Source organism: Achromobacter aegrifaciens, from assembly GCF_902859735.1.
Classification (GTDB): domain Bacteria; phylum Pseudomonadota; class Gammaproteobacteria; order Burkholderiales; family Burkholderiaceae_B; genus Achromobacter; species Achromobacter aegrifaciens.
In genome coordinates this window covers 72,540-91,556 of the sequence record NZ_CADIJY010000009.1, presented here as the reverse complement: position 1 = coordinate 91,556, position 19,017 = coordinate 72,540, and the positions used below count along the sequence as shown (strand labels likewise).

Annotated in this window: 19 protein-coding genes; 13 read left to right on the top strand and 6 right to left on the bottom strand. The window is 66.7% G+C overall.

Features of this window, described 5'->3' with window-relative positions; translation table 11 throughout:
* Nucleotides 1–11 precede the first annotated feature (11 nt).
* Genes HV766_RS22305 through HV766_RS22295 form a run of 3 tightly spaced genes read left to right on the top strand, consistent with a single transcriptional unit; the run spans nucleotide 12 to nucleotide 2,308 of the window.
* A complete protein-coding gene (locus HV766_RS22305) occupies nucleotides 12–194 on the top strand; it encodes a DUF4089 domain-containing protein (protein ID WP_054453222.1) in 183 nt (60 codons plus the stop codon).
* Entirely contained in the window at nucleotides 191–1,579 is a 1,389-nt protein-coding gene (locus tag HV766_RS22300; RefSeq protein ID WP_082400888.1) for an AtzE family amidohydrolase, read from the top strand. Before HV766_RS22305 ends, HV766_RS22300 begins: the two co-directional genes overlap by 4 nt.
* A 21-nt stretch (nucleotides 1,580–1,600) precedes the next feature.
* Nucleotides 1,601–2,308 carry a GntR family transcriptional regulator gene (locus tag HV766_RS22295; protein ID WP_175181865.1) on the top strand — a complete coding sequence of 236 codons (708 nt, stop codon included), beginning with the start codon at nucleotides 1,601–1,603 and terminating at the stop codon, nucleotides 2,306–2,308.
* A gap of 20 nt (nucleotides 2,309–2,328) precedes the next feature.
* On the opposite strand, the gene HV766_RS22290 is transcribed toward HV766_RS22295, so the two are convergent.
* A complete protein-coding gene (locus HV766_RS22290; RefSeq protein ID WP_054453226.1) occupies nucleotides 2,329–2,868 on the bottom strand; it encodes an antibiotic biosynthesis monooxygenase in 540 nt (179 codons plus the stop codon).
* 201 nt (nucleotides 2,869–3,069) lie between these two features.
* Between HV766_RS22290 and hpxZ the strand changes: the two genes are divergently transcribed.
* The gene (gene hpxZ, locus HV766_RS22285) at nucleotides 3,070–3,444 is read left to right on the top strand and encodes an oxalurate catabolism protein HpxZ (RefSeq protein WP_175181864.1); all 375 of its coding nucleotides are present in this window, start codon (nucleotides 3,070–3,072) and stop codon (nucleotides 3,442–3,444) included.
* A 130-nt stretch (nucleotides 3,445–3,574) separates the two neighbouring features.
* Nucleotides 3,575–4,129, top strand: coding sequence for an NADPH-dependent FMN reductase (locus tag HV766_RS22280; protein WP_054453230.1), 555 nt, complete (start codon nucleotides 3,575–3,577; stop codon nucleotides 4,127–4,129).
* Between the two features lie 820 nt (nucleotides 4,130–4,949).
* Here HV766_RS22280 and HV766_RS22275 read toward each other — a convergent pair.
* Nucleotides 4,950–5,165, bottom strand: coding sequence for a dodecin (locus tag HV766_RS22275; RefSeq protein ID WP_054453233.1), 216 nt, complete (start codon nucleotides 5,163–5,165; stop codon nucleotides 4,950–4,952).
* 189 nt (nucleotides 5,166–5,354) lie between these two features.
* Between HV766_RS22275 and HV766_RS22270 the strand changes: the two genes are divergently transcribed.
* Entirely contained in the window at nucleotides 5,355–5,861 is a 507-nt protein-coding gene (locus HV766_RS22270) for a DUF6496 domain-containing protein (protein ID WP_054453235.1), read from the top strand.
* A gap of 16 nt (nucleotides 5,862–5,877) precedes the next feature.
* On the opposite strand, the gene HV766_RS22265 is transcribed toward HV766_RS22270, so the two are convergent.
* Entirely contained in the window at nucleotides 5,878–6,780 is a 903-nt protein-coding gene (locus HV766_RS22265) for a LysR family transcriptional regulator (protein ID WP_119450068.1), read from the bottom strand.
* 113 nt (nucleotides 6,781–6,893) lie between these two features.
* Between HV766_RS22265 and HV766_RS22260 the strand changes: the two genes are divergently transcribed.
* The 3 genes from HV766_RS22260 to HV766_RS22250 all read left to right on the top strand — a co-directional run bounded on the left by HV766_RS22260 (nucleotide 6,894) and on the right by HV766_RS22250 (nucleotide 9,115).
* Nucleotides 6,894–7,688 carry an SDR family NAD(P)-dependent oxidoreductase gene (locus tag HV766_RS22260; protein WP_119450069.1) on the top strand — a complete coding sequence of 265 codons (795 nt, stop codon included), beginning with the start codon at nucleotides 6,894–6,896 and terminating at the stop codon, nucleotides 7,686–7,688.
* A gap of 15 nt (nucleotides 7,689–7,703) precedes the next feature.
* Entirely contained in the window at nucleotides 7,704–8,717 is a 1,014-nt protein-coding gene (locus HV766_RS22255) for a zinc-binding alcohol dehydrogenase family protein (RefSeq protein ID WP_175181863.1), read from the top strand.
* Between the two features lie 164 nt (nucleotides 8,718–8,881).
* Nucleotides 8,882–9,115 carry a hypothetical protein gene (locus tag HV766_RS22250; RefSeq protein WP_054453243.1) on the top strand — a complete coding sequence of 78 codons (234 nt, stop codon included), beginning with the start codon at nucleotides 8,882–8,884 and terminating at the stop codon, nucleotides 9,113–9,115.
* Between the two features lie 58 nt (nucleotides 9,116–9,173).
* On the opposite strand, the gene HV766_RS22245 is transcribed toward HV766_RS22250, so the two are convergent.
* The 3 genes from HV766_RS22245 to HV766_RS22235 form a co-directional block, all read right to left on the bottom strand.
* The gene (locus HV766_RS22245) at nucleotides 9,174–9,530 is read right to left on the bottom strand and encodes a hypothetical protein (protein WP_054453246.1); all 357 of its coding nucleotides are present in this window, start codon (nucleotides 9,528–9,530) and stop codon (nucleotides 9,174–9,176) included.
* A 75-nt stretch (nucleotides 9,531–9,605) separates the two neighbouring features.
* Entirely contained in the window at nucleotides 9,606–10,514 is a 909-nt protein-coding gene (locus HV766_RS22240) for an aldose epimerase family protein (protein WP_119450103.1), read from the bottom strand.
* 86 nt (nucleotides 10,515–10,600) lie between these two features.
* Nucleotides 10,601–11,491 carry a LysR substrate-binding domain-containing protein gene (locus HV766_RS22235; protein ID WP_054453248.1) on the bottom strand — a complete coding sequence of 297 codons (891 nt, stop codon included), beginning with the start codon at nucleotides 11,489–11,491 and terminating at the stop codon, nucleotides 10,601–10,603.
* Nucleotides 11,492–11,621: 130 nt separating this feature from the next.
* Between HV766_RS22235 and HV766_RS22230 the strand changes: the two genes are divergently transcribed.
* The 4 genes from HV766_RS22230 to HV766_RS22215 all read left to right on the top strand — a co-directional run bounded on the left by HV766_RS22230 (nucleotide 11,622) and on the right by HV766_RS22215 (nucleotide 18,989).
* On the top strand, nucleotides 11,622–12,410 hold the full coding sequence (locus HV766_RS22230; RefSeq protein ID WP_054453250.1) for a 3-hydroxybutyrate dehydrogenase: 789 nt from the start codon (nucleotides 11,622–11,624) through the stop codon (nucleotides 12,408–12,410).
* An 86-nt stretch (nucleotides 12,411–12,496) separates the two neighbouring features.
* A complete protein-coding gene (gene fahA, locus HV766_RS22225) occupies nucleotides 12,497–13,807 on the top strand; it encodes a fumarylacetoacetase (RefSeq protein ID WP_175181862.1) in 1,311 nt (436 codons plus the stop codon).
* Between the two features lie 71 nt (nucleotides 13,808–13,878).
* Complete coding sequence (locus tag HV766_RS22220) at nucleotides 13,879–14,838, top strand: Bug family tripartite tricarboxylate transporter substrate binding protein (RefSeq protein WP_125471996.1); 960 nt, start codon at nucleotides 13,879–13,881, stop codon at nucleotides 14,836–14,838.
* 257 nt (nucleotides 14,839–15,095) lie between these two features.
* The gene (locus tag HV766_RS22215; RefSeq protein ID WP_175181861.1) at nucleotides 15,096–18,989 is read left to right on the top strand and encodes an autotransporter outer membrane beta-barrel domain-containing protein; all 3,894 of its coding nucleotides are present in this window, start codon (nucleotides 15,096–15,098) and stop codon (nucleotides 18,987–18,989) included.
* The last annotated feature ends 28 nt before the right edge of the window (nucleotides 18,990–19,017 follow it).

Here is a 19,017-nt window from a genome sequence, read left to right as displayed (position 1 = left end):
GAGAGTCCGCCATGACCCAGGAAACCATCGACCAATACGTGCGCAGCGCCCTGGCGCTGGCCGGCTATGCCTTGCGCGAGCAGGCCGTGGCCGACGTGGCGCAGCAGTTCGCGCGCATCCAGGACATCGCGGCCGGCTTCGTCGATGAGCCGCTGGCCGTGGAGCTGGAATCTGCCGCGGTGTTCCGCCCGTGAGCGGCCCCGCGCAGGATATCGCGCGCCAGGTCCGCGCCGGCGAACGCAGCGCAATGGCGGTGCTGGACGCCACGCTGGCGCGCGTGCGCGAGCGCGATCCGCGCTACAACTGCTTCACCGCCATCACCGAAAGCCGGGCGCGGCAGGAAGCGGCGGCCATCGACGCGCGCCGCGCCCGCGGCGAGCCGCTGCCGCCGCTGGCCGGCGTGCCCTATGCGGTCAAGAACCTGTTCGACATCGCCGACCAGGTCACCCTGGCCGGCGCGCGGGTCAACGCCTCCAACCCGCCCGCGCGGCGCGACGCCAGACTGGTCGAACGCATGCGCGAGGCCGGCGCGGTGCTGGTCGGCGCGCTGAACATGGACGAGCACGCTTATGGCTTCACCACGGAAAACAGCCACTACGGCCCCTGCCGCAACCCTCACGACACCACCCGCATCGCCGGCGGCTCGTCCGGCGGCAGCGCCGCCGCGGTCGCGGGCGGCCTGGTGCCGCTGACGCTGGGCTCGGACACCAACGGCTCGATCCGCGTGCCCGCCTCGCTGTGCGGCGTGTTCGGCCTGAAGCCCACCTTCGGCCGCTTGTCGCGCGCAGGCTCGTTTCCGTTCGTCGGCAGCCTCGACCACCTGGGGCCGTTCGCGGCCAGCGCCAGCGACCTTGCCGCCGCCTACGACGCGCTGCAGGGCATGGACGCCGACGACGTGGCCTGCGCCCAACGCCCGGCCGAACCCACGCTGGCGGCGCTGGCCGGCGGCATGCGCGGACTGCGGGTGGCGGTGCTGGGCGGCTACTTCGCCGAATGGGCCGGACCGCAGGCCCGCCGTGCCGTCGAGATCGCGGCGCACGCGCTGGACGCCACGTCTGTCGTCGAACTCCAGGGCGCGGCCCAAGCCCGCGCCGCGGCCTTCGTCATCAGCGCGGCGGAAGGCGGCGCCTTGCACCGCCGCAAGCTCGTTACGCACTATGACTACTACGAACCGCTGTCGCGCGACCGGCTGGTCGCAGGCAGCCTTGTGCCCGCAACCTGGGCGCAGCAGGCGCAGCGCATCCGCCATCGCGTCTATCGCGAAGCGCTGACGCTGTTCGAGCACTACGACGTACTGATCGCCCCCGCCACGCCGGTGCCGGCCACGCCCATCGGCGCAGACTGGCTGACACTGGCCGGCCAGCGGCTGCCGGCGCGCGCCAGCATGGGCATCCTGACGCAGCCGGTGTCGTGCATCGGGCTGCCGGTCTGCGCCGCGCCGGTCTGGCCCGAAGCCGGACAGGACGATCACCTGCCGTTGGGCGTGCAACTGATCGGCGCGCCGTGGCGCGAAGCCGATTGCCTGCGCGCCGCACATGCGCTGCAGCAGGCCGGCATTGCCCGCCTACGCTCTCTTTAACCACCGCTCCGAGGCCACCACATGGGAACCGCCTTCGCCGTCATCGACATACCGCGCACGCTGGCCGACACCGCCTACGGCACGCTGAAGCGGGACATCCTGGACTTCCGGCTGGCGCCGGGCGACCGCTTCACTGAAACCGAGATCGCCGACCGCCTGCAGGTCAGCCGCACGCCGGTGCGCGAGGCCCTGTTCCGGCTGGAGCGGGAAGGCTATCTGGAGGTGCGCCAGCGCAATGGCTGGCTGGTAAAGCCATTGGACTTCAACACGCTGGACCATTTCTACGAGCTTCGCAGCGTGCTGGAGGCGGCCGCGGTGCAGTCGCTGTGCGCAACGGCCAGCGCCGCCGAACGCCAGCGCGCGCTGCGCCCGCTGGCCGACATCTGGCTGGTGGACCCAAGCGAACGATCCGCCGACAGCGAGCGGCTGGCGGACCTGGACGAGCGCTTTCACATCGATCTGGTGGCCGCCGCAGGCAACCCCGAGATCGCGCGCGTGCACCGCGCAGCCACCGAGCGCATCCGCATCGTGCGGCGCCTGGACTTCACGCTACCCGAACGCATCGGCAAGACCTACGAAGAGCACGCGGCCATACTCGACGCGGCGCTGGCCGGCGACGCCGCACGCTCGGTTGCGCTGCTGAACGCGCATATCCAGGGCAGCCAGGCGGCGGTGCGCAAGATCACGCTGCACCGGTTGTATTCCTCCCGCAGCGCGCGCGCGGCCTGAACCGGCCGCGCATGCCTGCTTCAGCTCGCCCGCAGCCAGCGCTGCAGCATGCGCGCCACCAGGGGCATGCAGATGAATACCATGACGGGCGTCAACGCTACGCTGGTGATCAGCACCCGCCAGAACACCGGCAAGAGGCTCAACGGTTCGCTGGCCAGCACGGAAAACGCCAGCAACACCGGAAAGTAAGCCAGCCAGATGCTGACGGCCTGCTTCCAGCGCGGCGGCGCGCTGGTCCTGGGCGCGAACCAGTCATCCGTGCCGCTGACGCGGCGCTCGTGGCTGGCGCGCACCAGCGACGCGCCGCGTTCGAGCCACATGCGGCGCGGCAAGGAGTTTTCCCAGCGGGCGAGGCTGGCCGCGTCGGCAAAACGCAGGACTATCTGGTACTGGTCGCCGCCTTCGGCGGGCTGCAGCACACCGGACCCGAGAAAGCCCGGGAAACCTGCCGCGAGGATCTCCCCCTGGCGCATCCAGGACAGGAAATCGCCATAGCGTTCGGGTGCGATGTGCCGGGTGACCAGCATGGTGACCGGGGCGGGAACGGTGGAACGGGACATGGCGGAACTCCTGGATCGGCGCGTAGCTTGTTATGCAGTATTAACCCTAGCAAGCGGCATGCCAGGATCGTCGCGCCGCGCTCCCCCGACGAGGCCGAAAGACCGCGGCCGCGGAGATGGGTGCGCCGCACCGCAAGACACACCACATTGGTGATTACCCCTATATTTCGCACCAGAACGGTGCCAACTGGAGCAGCAAGCATGGATATCAATCTGCCCGACGTCGTGGCGGAGGTCACAGCCGCCCTGGACCGCTACGAAACCGCCCTGGTGAACAACCAGGTGGAAGTGCTGGATGCGCTCTTCTGGAACAGCCCTCACACGCTGCGCTATGGCGCGGGCGAAAACCTCTACGGCTACGATGCCATCCGCGCCTTTCGCGCGGCGCGTTCGCCGCAAGGCCTGGCCCGCCGCGTGTTGCGCACGGTCGTCACCATCTACGGCCAGGATTTCGCGACGGCCAATCTGGAGTTCCAGCGCGACGGCAGCGACCGCATCGGCCGGCAAAGCCAGACCTGGATGCGCACGCCTGAAGGATGGCGCGTGGTCGCTGCCCATGTCAGCCTGATGAGCTGATGCGCCAGCCCGCGCGCAGCCGACATCAGCGCGTCATGATCATGAATAAACATATCCGCGATCGAGATTGAGCGGGCTTGCTTACAGGTCTACACTGACATTCCCGTCCACCCCTTGGAGCCTGCGCCCCATGAGCACCTACAAGATTGCCGTTTTCGTCGGAAGCCTGCGCGCTGCCTCGTTCAACCTGCGGCTGGCCCGCGCGCTGGAAAAGCTGGTGCCCGCGGACTTCAAGTTCGAATACGTGAGCCTGGGCGACGTGCCGCTCTACAACCAGGACAACGAAAACAACCTGCCCGGCCCCGCCGCCAAGCTCAAGCAGCAGATCGCCGACGCCCAGGGCATCCTGTTCGTGTCGCCCGAGCACAACCGCTCCGTGCCCGCCGCCATCAAGAACGCCATCGACTGGGGTTCGCGTCCCTGGGGCCAGAACTCCTGGACCGGCAAGGCCGTCGGCATCGTCGGCACTTCGCCCAGCGCTGCCGGCACCGCGTTGATGCAGCAACACCTGCGCAACATCCTGGCCGCCGAGGGCGCCAACGCCCTGACCACGCCCGAGGTCTTCCTGCAATACACGGAAGGCCTGGTCGATGACCAGTACAACATCACCAACGAAGGCACCCGCAAATTCCTGCAAGGCTGGGTGGACCGCTACGTGGACTGGATCAAGAAGTTCAACCCCTGATCGCCGCCGCTGCCGGCGCGGGCTCCTCCCGGCCGGCAGAGATCGCCCGTCTACCTCCGGGCGATCCAGCCCCCCGATACGTCGGGGGGCTTTTTTTTTCAGCGACGACGGTCGCCGCTGGCGCATCCAATGCCGCCAGGGCACCGGCCCGCCGCCGGGCCGCCCCAAGGCGGGCCAGCCCCCTCGGGGGGCAGCAAGCGAGCGCAGCGAGTGCGGCGTGGGGGCTCACACTTATCCCCGCCAACTGTGGAGAAGGTTGAGGACAGCCTTGGGGCAGAATGAAAAATCCGTGCCCCGCCAAGCACTTGCAAGGGCCGGTCAAAAATTGCGCAATCATCCTTTTGGATGATTTTTGACGCACTTATCCACTGAAATCAGGATGCCCGGGCAGACTTCCGCGGCGGTCTCGCCTGAATGTGGATTTGTCCCCGCGTTCTGTGGAGAAGCATGAGGACAGTATGAGGGCAGGTCGGAAATTCCCTTGCATATCAAGCGCCTGCAAGGGGTGGTCAAAAATGGCCCAAATGCTGTATCGAGGCGCCGAGGTTGTCCCCGCCAAATGTGGATAAGCCTGAGGACAGTATGAGGGCAGGACGCAAAAAGCCTTGTGGGCCAAGCACTTGGAGGGGCCGCTCAAGAAACGCCCACAGCCGGCGGGTTCACGATGCCACGTCGGACCTTGAGCGCCGCAGCCACAAGCGAGACAGGCTTGTCCCCACCGAATGTGGACAAGCCTCTGAACAGTCGGATAACAAGCTGAAAAACTCCTTATCCGACAATCACTTGGAAGGCGTGCTCAAGAAAGAAGCAGCAAGCGGACTCACTCGTTCCCTTCCAGCCGCATGCCTATCTTCAAGCCGACCTGCCAGTACGCCACCTTGCCATCCTTGATATGGCCGCGCACTTCGGTGACTTCGAACCAATCCAGGTTGCGCAGCGTCTCGGAAGCGCGCGCGATGGCCTGCGTGATGGCGTCGTCGGTGGACTTGGTGGAAGAGCCCACCAGTTCGATTTGCTTGTAGACATGATTCGACATAGCTCGTCTCCGCTTAGGGGGGTGAGTCGTGCATCGTCGGTCTGGCGGCGGTGTTCCGGCGCTTACGACCGGCAATCCATTCGAACACACAGCATACGCCCACGGCGTTAGAGTGGTGTTACGAGTTCCGTCGCACCGGCCTCGGCGCGGCGGAGCCCGTTCCCGCAACGCAAGCAAGGAGGTGTCGTCATGCCTGAACGAAAAACCCTGGAACGAGCGGCGCGCGACAAACGGCAAGGAAAATCCGCTTCCACGCAGGCCGGAGAATTCGTGCGCGAGGAAATCGACCACGTGCGCGAAGGCAAACATGGCGTGCGGTCCACCAAGCAGGCCATCGCGATCGGGCTGTCCAAGGCGCGCCGCGCCGGCGTGGCCCTGCCTACGCCGAAGAAGGCCAGCGCGGCGACCAAGCGCAAGGCGAAGCAGGACAGCGACGCGTCTCATGATGGGCATGCCAAGTCCACCAAACGCGCCAAGGCCACCACCACCGCCCTGAAGAAGGAAAGCGCCAAGCCCGCTTCGCGCACCGCATTGTCGCGGCAGGCCAGCGCATCGGCCTCCAAGCGCAGCGCCGCTGCCCGCTCGGCCGCCGCCAAGAAGGCTGCCGCCACCAAGGGCGCTGCAGGCCGGTCCGCTGCCGCGAAGAAAGCCGCCCGCACGCGCGCGGCAAACCAACGGGCCAGCCACGCGCATTGAAGCCCCAGAAGACCGGCTAGCCCGCCTCGAAGGCCTTGAAGCGTTCGTGCAGGAATTCGCGCAGCCGCTTTACCGCCGGCGAGAGCAGCATGCGGTGCACGCACAGCAGGTATAGCGGCGAGGGCTCGCTGGTGTAGTCGGCCAGGACTTCGATGAGCCTGCCCGCCCGCAGGTCGGCCAGCACGTCAAATCGCGACTTGTAGGCCAGGCCATGGCCAGCCAGGGCCCAGCGGCGCACCAGTTCGCCGTCGTCGCCGACGCGGTCGCCCTTGACCGGTATGGTGAGCGCGGCGCCCTCGCGCCGGAAGGCCCAGCGGTCGTGCAGGGTTTCGCCCAGCACGAAGGACAGGCAATTGTGGCGGCGCAGGTCATCGGGCACCTGCGGCACGCCATGGCGCGCTAGGTATGCGGGCGAGGCGCACACCACGCGGCGGTTGTGCTCGGACAGCGGCAGGGCCACCAGTCCCGAGTCGTTCGGCGTGCCATAGCGCACCGCCAGATCCACCGGCTGGCGGTACAGGTCGGCCAGGCGGTCGCTGATGCGCACCTGGAAATTGACGCGCGGATGCTGTTCCTGGAATTCGTCCAGCCACGGCAGCAGCACGTGGCGGCCCAGGTCGGACGGGATCGACAAGGACAGCGTGCCGGAGATCTCCGTCTTGTTGCGCGCTACGGCGTTCCTGCCCGCGTCCAGCGCCGACAGCGCCGCGCGGGCATGCTCCAGATAGCGTGCGCCGTCGCTGGTCAGCCTGAGGCTGCGCGTCGTGCGCACGAACAGGCGCGCATCCAGGGCCTGCTCCAGCCGCTTGAGCGCGGCGCTTGCGACTGCGGGCGTCAGGTCCAGTTCGCGCGCGGCGGCGGAAAAACTGCCTTGGTCCGCCGCCGCCATGAATATCTTCAGATCTTCGAACCGCACCATGCCGGCCTCATTTTCAAAAAATTATTGAAACTGACTGCGATGCTAGCCGCTTTTTCGCTGGTTTGGGCTGGGTAATCATGGCTCCATTCCCCGACACGCAAGGAGTCCCCTTCATGAAAATCGAATTGAACGGCAAGAAAGCCCTGGTTACTGGATCGTCCGGCGGCATTGGCCTGGCCATCGCCGCGGGCCTGGCCGAGGCCGGCGCCGAAGTCGTGCTGCACGGCCGCAACGCCGACAAGCTGGCCCAGGCCGCCGCGTCACTTGCCAAGCAGTTTCCCGCTGCGCGCGTGAGCACCGTGCAGGCTGATCTCGCCACTGCCGACGGCGCGGCCTCGATCTCGGCCGCCCATCCCGACGTCGACATCCTGATCAACAACGCCGGCTATTTCGCGCCCAAGTCCTTCACTGAAATCACGGATGACGACTGGCAGTACATGCTGGACACCAACGTCATGAGCGGCGTGCGCCTGTCGCGCTACTACCTGCCGCGCATGCTGGCCGCCGGCTGGGGCCGCATCGTGTTCATCTCCAGCGAGTCCGCGGTGCAGATCCCCGCGGAAATGATCCACTACGGCGTCAGCAAGACTGCCTTGCTGGGCGTGTCGCGCGGCCTGGCCGAACTGACCGCCGGCACCGGCGTCACGGTCAACGCGGTGCTGCCCGGCCCCACCCGCTCGGAAGGCGTGTCGGACTTCTTTGCCGAAATGGCCAAGGAACAAGGCGTCACGCAGGACCAGATGGAGCGCGACTTCATCGCCCAACACCGCCCCACTTCGCTGCTGCGCCGCCTGGCCACCGTGGAAGAAGTGGCCAACATGGTCGTCTACACCTGCTCCACGCAAGCCGCCGCCACCAACGGCGCGGCGCTGCGCGTGGACGGCGGCGTGGTGCGTTCCATCATCTGATCCGGACAAGCCGCCATGAAAGCCATCGCCTATTTCAAGAACCTGCCCGCCGATCACCCGGAGGCGCTGCAAGACATCACCGTCGCCGACCCGGTGCCCGGCGACCATGACCTGCTGGTCGAAGTCCGCGCCATTTCGGTGAATCCGGTGGACGTGAAGATCCGCGCCAACCGCAAGCCCAAGGACGGGCAGCCCGAAGTCATAGGCTGGGACGCCGCCGGCGTGGTGCGCGCCGTGGGCGCAAAGACCAGCCTGTTCAAGCCGGGCGACCGCGTCTGGTATGCGGGCGCGCTGAACCGCCCCGGCGCCAACAGCGAGCTGCACGTGGTAGACGAACGCATCGTCGGCCGCATGCCCGACAGCCTGGACTACGCCCAGGCCGCGGCGCTGCCGCTGACCACGATCACCGCGTGGGAGCTGCTGTTCGACCGGCTGCGCGTGCTGGACAACGCCGCGCCCAGCCAGGGCAGCCTGCTGGTCATCGGCGCCGCGGGCGGCGTGGGATCCATCCTGGTGCAGCTGGCTCGCCAGCTGACCGGACTCACGGTGATCGGCACCGCCTCGCGTCCGGAAACCCAAGCTTGGGTGCGCGAGCTGGGCGCGCATCACGTGATCGATCACAGCCAGCCGCTGGCCGCCGAACTCAAGCGCATCGGCTTCGAACACGTCAGTCATATCGCCGGCCTGACCCAGACCGACCAGCATTTCGCGCAGATGGCCGAAGCGATTGCGCCGCAAGGCAAGATCGCCCTGATCGACGACCCCGCAGCCATCGACGTGCGCCTGCTCAAGTCCAAGTCGGCCTCGCTGCATTGGGAGTTCATGTTCGCGCGTCCGCTGCACGGCACGCCCGACATGATCGCGCAGCATGAACTGCTGAACCAGGCCGCCCGCCTGATCGACGAAGGCACGCTGCGCACCACCCTGGGCGCGCACTACGGCAAGATCAATGCCGAAAACCTGCGCCGGGCGCACGCCTTCATCGAAAGCGGCAAGGCGCAGGGCAAGATCGTGCTGGAAGGGTTCTAGGACCCGTGGGCCATGCCTCGCCGCTCGCGGCGGCGGGGCATCTCGCAATTGCAAGCAGAAAGCAGTACAAACTCGACTGCGCGCAAACGCATGCGCGACCCAATCGGGAGTCTCTTCTGCTCGACCACATTCTCAATCAGGCGCTTGAACCCGTGCTCTGGGGGATGGTGGCCTTCACCCTGCTGATGCTGCGGCTGGCTCCCTTGCAAGGATGGAAGGCCGCCATCGTCGCCGGCATCACGGCCGGACTGGTCTTCGACACGGTGCAGTTCCGCGTAGGGCCGCCGCGCCTATGGGACTCGCAAGTGCTGGGTTCGGTGCTGGCCGCCCTGCTGGCGGCCGCCGTGTTGGAGACGCTATTCCTTCTGTTGCGCCGCTCGCGAGCCGAGCGGGCCTGAAGCGCCCGGCCGGCATCCGGTCCGGACTGGACGCTGGATGCGCGGGCAATGCACCGGTCTAGGCGCGCCCTTCCCGCTTGGCGCGGGCGTGGGGATCATTGATCTCGGCTTCCAGTTCGGCGATCAGCCATTCCAACCAGCCATTTTCGCTGCGCGCGTAGACCACCGCGGCGGGCGTCTTGCCCGTGCGCCAGCCTGGCTGGTGTGCGTCCATCCACGCCCCCAGGCTTTTGTGCGGAGCCAGCAGGCCTGACAGCCACGACCACAGATAGTCGGGCACGTTGCGGCGGAATCCTTGCGCGCAGGCATAGAGGGTGGGCTCAAGCGGCAGATTGCCGGCGCGCGCCAGCCTTGCCTGCACACGGCGCAGCGTTTCGGCCGCGGCCTGCAATTGTTCGGTGCTGAGCTTTTTCATCGAAGGACTCCTGGACTTGGTTTGCCCGGATTATCGCCGCAGGCGGCGGCGCTTTCAAAGCGCCGCTTGCGGGCGTCAGGAACGCGCGGCCCGGGGCGGCTCCAGGCCAAACAACGCGGTCGCGGTAAAGCGCGCGCCGGGCTCGAGCGTCCGCATGCCGGTGCGGGTCTCGCCGCCCGCCGCCAGGTTGAACGCGTCCGCCACGTTGGTGACCGGCTCGACGCACAGGAACTCCGACCCGCCCGCCGTATAGACCACCAGGTGCGCAAACGCCGGGTCGGCGTGCAGCGATAGCTGATGTCCATCGGGCCAATGCAGGGTGGCTCGCCCCTCCCACTGCGACAGATAGGTATCGCAGCCGCTGGCCGAACGCCGCAGCTCGCGCACATGGACGGACTTGCTGCCATTGGGCAGGCCGTCGGCGTCCGCCGTCCACTCGCGGCGCGCATGCAGCGTGACGCGCTCGGCCGTGAAGTAGGGGTGCAGGCCCAGGCCGCAAGGCATGGGCGTGTCGCCGAGATTGACGATGGCAAGCGCCACGCTCAGGCCGCGCGCGTCCAGCTGATAGCGCTGCACGCATTCGAAAGGCCAAGGCCAGCCCAGCACGCCGGCGGGCTGCTCCAGCACCAGGTCGACGTTGTCCGGGCCGTGGCTGCGCACGCTCCATGGCTGGTACAGGCCCGCGCCATGGATTGCATGGGGCCGGCCGGCTACCGACTGCAGCGCGTGCCTGGCGCCGTTGAAGGTGAACACGCCATCGCGGATGCGGTTGGAGTAAGGCGCCAGCGGATAGGAGCCTGCCCGCGGCCAGCGTCCCGCGGGCCACTGCGTGTCGGTCAGGGGCACGATCCAGTCATGGCCGCCGGTGGACAACCGCGTCAGGCGGCCGCCGCCGCCCGGCGCGAATTCGGCCTGGTGCGGACCGCTGGAGATGGTGATGCGCTCGCTGGCGTCCAGCGTGGCCGGGACGGATAGAACCTGCATGGATAAGAAACTCCGGCGGCGGAAACAGGGCCGCGCGCTGCGATTGTGCCGTTTGCGGACGGGCGCGGGCAAGCAGGCCGGCCTGCTCATCCTGCCGCAGCGGCAACGCCGCACAATGCCAGCAGCCGCCCCAACGCCGGATTCTGGTTGGTCTGCAGCCACGCAATGCCGTGCTGCAGCTTAGGGGCGTCCGCGGGCAACGGCCGGAACACCACGCCCTCCATGTTGAAGGATTCGATGTCGCGCGGAATGATGGCCACGCCGGTGCCGGCCGCGACCAGGCACAGCAAAGTCTGGGAAGCCTCCGTTTCCCGCACCACGCGCGGCAGGAAGCCCGCCTCCAGGCAGATCGCATCCATGGCGCCGCGCAAGTGGAAGCCCTTGCCCGAGGGATAGGCAATGAACGGCTCCTGCGCCAGATCCGCGACACGCAATTTGGCCTTGGCGGCCAATGGATGCGCGTCGGCCAGCGCAATGGAAAACTCGCTGAGCATGAACTCGTGCGACACGATGTGCTTGCCCTCCAGCGGCAGAAAACACAAGGCCGCGTCCAGCGTGCCGTCCAGCAGCTTCAGGCGCAGTTCACCCGTGGGCAGCGGCCCCTGGATATCCAGCGCGATATCGCTGTAATGGCGCCGGCAATCGCGCACCAGCCCCGGCAGGCGCACATGGCTGGCGCGTCCGGTATAGCCCAGCCGCAGGCTGCCGGTCTCGCCCCGGCCAGCCTTGCGGCAGGCCTCCACCGCGCCATCGAGCTGCCGGAACATGGGCTGGATGCTATCCAGGAACACGCGGCCCGCGACCGTCAGCGTCACCTTGCGCGTACTGCGGTCGAACAGCTTCACGCCCAGCTCGTCTTCAAGTTCGCGGATGCGCTGGCTCAAGGGCGGTTGGGCGATGTGCAGGCGCAAGGCGGCCCGTGTGAAATTCAGTTCCGTGGCAAGGACCACGAAGCTCTGCAGGTGGCGCAATTCCATGAGTGGTTCCAAGGCTGCTGGCTATTTATATCTACCAAATATAAATCATGCATCGATAATAAATTGGACGACTCAATCTCCACGTCCTAACCTGCCACGCATTCCATAACGACACAGCGTGGAGACAAGCATGGCTGATCTTTCGGGGCGCGTGGCCCTGGTAACCGGTTCGACCAGCGGCATCGGCCTGGCGGTAGCGCGGCGCCTGGCGCGCTCCGGCGCGACCTTGGTGCTCAACGGCCTGGCCGACGCCTCGGCGGCCGACGCCCTCTGCGCCGAATTCCGCGATACCTATGGCGTTCCGGTCCGTTTCCAGCCCTGCGACCTGCGCAAGCCAGCCCAGATCGAGGCCATGATGGCCGAGCTGAACCAGGCCTACGGCGCGCTGGACATCCTGGTCAACAACGCCGGCATCCAGCACGTCAGCCAGATCGAAGCCTTTCCGGTCGACAAGTGGGACGACATGATCGCGGTCAACCTGTCCGCCAGCTTCCACACCATACGCACCGCGTTGCCTGCCATGCGCGCACGCAACTGGGGCCGCATCGTCAACATGGCGTCCATCAGCGGCTTGCGCGGCCGCGCCGGCAAGACCGGCTACAACGCCACCAAGCATGGCCTGATCGGCCTGACCAAATCGGTAGCGCTGGAAACCGCGCAGACCGCCATCACCTGCAATGCCATCTGCCCCGGCTGGGTGCATACGCCGCTGGTGCAGAAGCAGATCGACGCGCTGGCCGAGCGCGAAGGCCTGGACAATGCCGCAGCCACCAACAAGCTGCTGGGCCTGCGCCAGCCTTCGGGCAAGTTCGTCACCCTGGAGCAGATCGCCGGGCTGTGCGAATTCTTCTGCTCGCCCGACGCCGACGAAGTCCGGGGCGTGGCCTGGGCCATGGACGGCGGCACCACCGCGGCCTGAAGCCGCAACGACGGCCTTAGTTGAATATGCGCGCAGGCCGGGCCACAGCGCGCAGCGATACCGATAACGCCCGCGAGGAGTACAAGATGCTGGACCACACCCACGCGCCCACCGCCCAGAGCTGGGTCGACAGCGCAGACGGCCATCCGGATTTTCCGGTGCAGAACCTGCCGATGGGCGTGTTCCGCCGCGATGGCGGCGCGCCACGAATCGGCGTCGCCATCGGCGAGCAGGTGCTGGATGTCCGGGCCGCCGTGGAGCTGGGCCTGCTGGAAAGGCTGGACCCGGCCACGCGCCAGGCGCTGTCGGCGCGCAGGCTCAACGATTGGATGGCTTTGCCCGCCGCCACCCGCAAGGCCGTGCGGCACGCGCTGTTCGCCCTGCTGGACGCCGCAAACCCCGGCCGCGCGCGGCACGAGGCCCAGGGCGCGCGCCTGCTGCATCCCCAGGCGCAGTGCGAACTGCTGCTGCCCGCGGACGTGGGCGACTACACCGATTTCTATGCCGGCATCCATCACGCGAGCCATGTGGGCAAACTGTTCCGCCCCAACAACCCGCTGATGCCGAACTACAGGCATGTGCCCATCGCCTATCATGGCCGCGCATCCTCCATCTGCCCGTCCGACACGCCCGTGCGGCGGCCGCGCGGCCAGGTCAGGACCGCCGCCGGCATCGATACCCCGGCCTTCCGGCCCTCGGCGCAACTGGACTTCGAACTGGAGCTGGCGATCTGGATCGGTCCCGGCAACGCGCTCGGAGAACCGGTGCCGCTGGAACTCGCCGCTGGCCACGTGGCCGGCTACGGCTTGCTGAATGACTGGTCCGCGCGCGATATCCAGGCCTGGGAATACCAGCCGCTGGGCCCCTTCCAGGGCAAGAATTTCGCGTCGACGGTTTCGCCCTGGATCGTGACCAGCGAGGCGCTGGCCCCGTTCCGCCGCGCCGCAATGGCGCGCGGCGACGCCGATCCCGAACTGCTGCCCTACCTGCGCAACGCCGAGGACGCTGCCACGGGCGGGCTGGAGATCGCACTGCAAGCATGGCTGTCCACGCCGCTCATGCGCGAACGCGCGCAGGCGCCGCGGCAGTTGTCCGCATCCAACGCGCGCCACCTGTACTGGACGCCTGCGCAGATGGTCGCGCAGCACACGCTGGGCGGCTGCAACCTGCGCCCGGGCGACCTGCTGGGCTCGGGCACCATCTCCACGCCCGACGAGAGCGGCCACGGCAGCCTGCTCGAACTGACGCACGGCGGCACGCAACCCATTACCCTGCCCTCGGGCGAAACCCGGCTGTTCCTGGAGGCCGGAGACGAAATCACCCTGACGGCCCATTGCAGCCGCGAGGGTTTCCAGCGCATCGGCTTCGGCGCAAGCCGCGCGCGCATCACCGATTGACGTTCAATACCAGGCATCCCGCTAGACCTGGAGACGGCCGGCAAGCCGGCGGCACACAAAGGAGGAATGACATGAAGAAGATCCTGGCAGCAGGCATGATGGTCCTGGCAAGCGCAGGCAGCGCCCCCGCGCTGGCGCAGGACTTTCCCAACCATCCGATCCGCCTGATCATCCCGTACTCCGCCGGCGGCGTCACCGACGTGGTCGGCCGCGCCCTGGCCGAGCAGTCCGGCAAGCGCCTGGGCCAGACCGTGGTGGTCGAGAACAAGACCGGCGCCAACGGCACGCTGGGCGCGACCCAGATGCTCAACACCGCACCCGACGGCTATACCGTCACCATGGTGCCCATCGGCATCTTCCGCATGCCGCACATCACCGGCACGCGCTACGACCCGGTCAAGGACCTGACCTACATCTCGATGATCGCCGGCTACAACTACTACGTAGCGGTCGCCGCGGACTCGCCCTGGAAGACGCTGGACGACCTGGTCGCCTACGCCAAGTCCAAGCCCGACACGATCTCCTACGGCACGCCGGGCGCCTACAGCAGCCAGCACATCGCCATGGTGCAACTGGGCGAAGCCGCCCAGGCCAAATGGACCCACGTGCCGTACAAGGGCGACGCCGACGCGCTGACCGCCATGCTGGGCGGCCACATCCAGGTGCTGGTCGGCGCCAGCACCATCCTGCCCTACGTAGCCTCGGGCAAGGTCCGCATCCTCGCGTCGCTGGGCGACAAGCGCTCCCCCGACCTGCCGGACGTCCCCACCCTGAAGGAAGCCGGCTATCCCGTGGTGCACACCTCGCCCTTCGGCATCGCCGGCCCCAAGGACATGGACCCGGCCGTGATCGCCAAGCTCGACGGCGCCTTCCGCGACACGCTCAAGGATGAAGCCTTCCTGGCCCTGTTGCGCCAGTCTGGTGTGTCGCCGCAGTACATGGATACGGCTGCCTACACCAAGGCCGCCCACGCCAGCGCGGAGACGGAGCGCGAGGTAATCAAGAAGTTGGGGAACATCATGAACAAGTGAGGTTCACGCCGCGCCAGCCTGCAACGGGTGTCCACGATAAGCAACACTATTTCAAATAGTTGCACATCCCATGAGAGCCCCCGTGCTACGTTGAGTCGCAAGCCATTACACGGGTGATTCGTATTTGAATCTCCGATTGTCGGTTGCCTAGTTCCTACCCAGGTTGTTTCGCGAGTGCCCCGATGGAGGCGTGAATGCGTAACAGGCAGATGGAAGGATGCAATAGCGGCGCGGCGCCACTCCCTGCTGAGACATGGATGACGGCTCGCTGGCTGCTGCTGGGGTCGCTGTCATTGGGCGCGGCGGATGCCGTGGCGCAAACGACATGTCCGGCGGGACCCGTCACCCGCTCGGGAAGCGCATGCACGGTCACGCCAGGCAGCACCATCAATGTGCTTAGCGCGACCCAGCCCGGGCTGGACGCCGAGAACACCGGCGGCGCGATTACGGCCAGCGGAGTGCGCCTGAACCTGGGAGGCCCAGGGTCGACCACGCCACGCAACTATGTCGGCGCCATCGCAGGCAATGGCGGTCGCATCACTTTCAACAGCGGCACCATCGTCACGGTGCAAGCGGCGACAGGACAGCAAGGTCTGGTCGCATCGGGTGGCGGCAGCATCGCCACGGCCACGGGTTCCAGCATCACGCTGGGTCTGACCACCACGGTCAATGACAACATTGCCGTCCTTGCGACTGCTGGAGGCACCGTGCAAATGATCGCGTCCAGCGTCGCGACACAAGGTGCGGGCGGCGCGGGTAATCATGCGCTCTATGCCTCCGGCCCGGGAAGCTCGATTGCATTTACGGGCGGAACCGTCAGCACAGCCGGCCGAGGCTCATTCGGAGTCCGCGTCGACGCGGGCGCCACCGCAACCATCGGACCGGGCACATCGATCACAACCACCGGCACCATCACCTCCGGCGGTTCAGCCATCGGCAGCCATGGACTGTGGGCAAGCGGCACGGCCGTAGCCGGCGCTACGGTCGTGCCGAGCCGCATAGACGCGACCGGCGTCTCCATCGTCACCGGAGATCCCGCCGTCAGCACGGCCAGCGGCACCAGCGCCGCGGGGGTCCGCATCGAAAATGGAGCGGCCGTGTCATTGACCGACGTATCGATCAGCACACGCGGCTCCGGCACCACGATCAATCCGGCTGCCGGTGTTCTTGTCATGTCTGGCAGCAGCGTGCGCATGCAGGGAAACAACGTCATCACCGCGGCGGGACAATTCGGGCATGGCCTGTCGGTACAAGGAGCGGGCTCCACTGCGATCGTCAACGGCGGCTCGTTCCAGGTGAATGGCACACGCTCCATTGCGCTGGATGTCTCGGCTGGCGGCGCGGTTACGGTGGATACAGCCAGCATCGCGGCGGGTAGCGGCGCTTCGATTGGCGCGCAGATCGACGGGACCGGCTCCACGTTGAATGCGACGAACACAACGATATCCGCATCGAACGCAACGGCGCACGCCCTACGAGCCAGCGCTGGCGCCACGGTCAATTTGTCGCAAGGGACGGTCACCAGCCGCGGGATAAATGCCAACGGAATCTTCGGCGCAAACTCGACGGTAGCCGTAGATAACGTCGGGGTGCTTACTACAGGCGACGGCAATGCAATGGGCGTCCTGGCCGACCTGGGCAGCGCCATAACCGTAACGGACTCATCCGTCGCTACTCAAGGAACCGTTTCTGCCGGCGACCGGCGTCCGCACGCGCTAGCAGCGCGCAATCCGGGCGCACAGCTCACAGTGCGAGGCAGTTCGGCTCAGACCGTGGGCGACGAAGCCATGGGGGTTGTCGCCGACGACGGCGGTTCGGTCAACCTGGAAAATGCGTCAGTCACCACCGCCGGTACACTGGCGCTCGGCGCCTACGCTGTCGTTGAGCAGGCCGGGCCCCAATTTCCCGCCGCCATTTCGGCGCAAGGCTCCGCTATCAGGACCTTGGGCTCGCGCGCCTACGGCGCGATGGCTCAGCGCAGCTTCCTGGAAGCGCCGGCAACAATCAGCCTGCTCAACACCACAGTCGCCACCGAGGGCGCGGGCGCCGTGGGCCTGCGCGCGATCAGCGGCGGTGTCATCACATCCAGCGCCAGCAGCGTCGCCACATCGGGAGCCTCGGCGCACGGCGCCCTTGCCCGTGACGCCGGCAGTCTTATCACGATTGGGCAAACCCCCGTGACGGTGACGGGGCCGGAGGCTCATGGTGCCGTTGCGCAGAATGGCGGCCGGATCGTCGGCGACGGCGCCGTGATTCGCGTGAGCGGCGCCGCTGGCATGGGCTTGTTCGCGTTGGGAGATCCTGGACCGGCAGCGGAAATCGAACTGGCGCGATCCAGTGTCACCAGCGCAGCTGGACCGGCAATAGGCGTTGCCGGTCTGGCCAACGTCACGCTTACCGATACGGTTGTCTCCGGCAACGGCAACTGGCTGCGCGTCGCCACCATCGACGACTTTCCCTTGCTGGCGGGCCCCGACGCGCCATTGGGCGGAATACCCGATCCAGACACGCTGCTAAACAATCCGGTTGCTGCGCCACCGCCAATTCCGGCCGCCTCAATCCCGGGTCAAGCAAACATCACTGTCGTCGGTTCAACCCTGACCGGAGCCGCAACCACCGCGCCGGGCAGCGTATCGAACGTCGCGCTTCAGTCGAACACGCTATGGACGATGACTGGCAACTCCAACATTACCAACTTGACCAACACAGCAAGCCAGATCGTCTACTCGCCTCCCACCGCCAACGTCTACAAGACTCTGACAGTCTCGAACTACGTTGGCGGCGCGGGCAGCGTCGTCGCGCTGAATACCTTTCTTGCAGGCGACGGCGCGCCATCCGACCTGATCGTCATTTCAGGCGCGGCAACCGGACAGAGCGCCCTGCGCATCAGCAATACGGGAGGCCCGGGGGCTCTTACCCAGGCCAGCGGCATCAAGGTGGTCGACGCGGTGGGTGGCGGGACTACGGCGCCTTCCGCATTCACGCTTGCCGGCCGGGCCGTTGCAGGTCCTTACGAGTACCGGCTCTTCCGCGGCGGCGCGACGGCGGGAGAGGCCAATAACTGGTATCTGCGCTCTGAAAAAGATCCCGAGCCTCCACCCCCGGTTCCTCCCGACCCGGTTCCTCCGGATCCAGGTCCTCCGGGTCCTGTACCCCCGGGGCCTCCCCCCGAACCGCCAGCCCCTCCAAAGCCTTTGTATCGTCCGGAAGTGGCGGCATATCTCGCCAACCAACGGCTGGCCGCGCAGATGTTCGTGCACAGCATGCACGATCGGCTGGGCGAACCGCAGTACATCGAAACCCAGCAGTTCGCCGCCGACGACGACAAGCGGCGAGCACTGTGGCTCCGCATGACCGGAAAGTGGGACCGGACGCATAGCAAGAACGGAGAATTCGATGTCAGCAGCGACATGTTTCTCCTGCAAGGCGGCGGCGATCTCGCCCAATGGAAGCTCGGTTCGGAAACGGACCGCCTTCACCTGGGCGCGATGGCCGGCTTCGGCAACAGCCGCAGCACCGCGCGGGCTGACGGCAACCCCTACAAGGCCCGAGGCAGCGTCGAAGGCTACAGCGTCGGGCTTTATGGAACCTGGTTTGAAAACAACGAGACCAAATTGGGAACCTACGTCGACACCTGGTTCCAGTACGGCTGGTTCAAGAACAAGGTCGAAGGGGATAGTTTGCCGGACGTAAAGTACGACGCCCGAGGATGGGCGGTGTCGGGAGAGGTCGGCTACGCCTTCAAACTGCGCAACGATTGGGTTCTGGAACCGCAAGCGCAGTTGATCTACGTACGCTACGACCAGGACAGCGTTGCCGAATCCAACGGCACCAGCGTGGGCAGGGCCGACTCCAACGGTACGATCGGCCGTCTGGGTGTGCGCGCCCACCGCACCTACGAAATGAAGAATGGCCGGAAGGTCCAGCCTTTCGTCACGCTGAACTGGTGGCATACGGACACGGACAGCTCGGTGTCATTCAATCAATTGCCCGTCGGCAGCCTGTATCCCCGTGACCGGTATGAGTTGAAGCTCGGTGTGCACGCGGATTTCACCAAGGGGTGGACCGGGTGGACAAACGTTGCGGCCTCCTGGGGCGCTCAGGACTACCGCCAATATGCGGCCAGGATCGGGGTCAAATACACATGGTGATGCGGCCTGGCCCCAGATTTTTCCGACC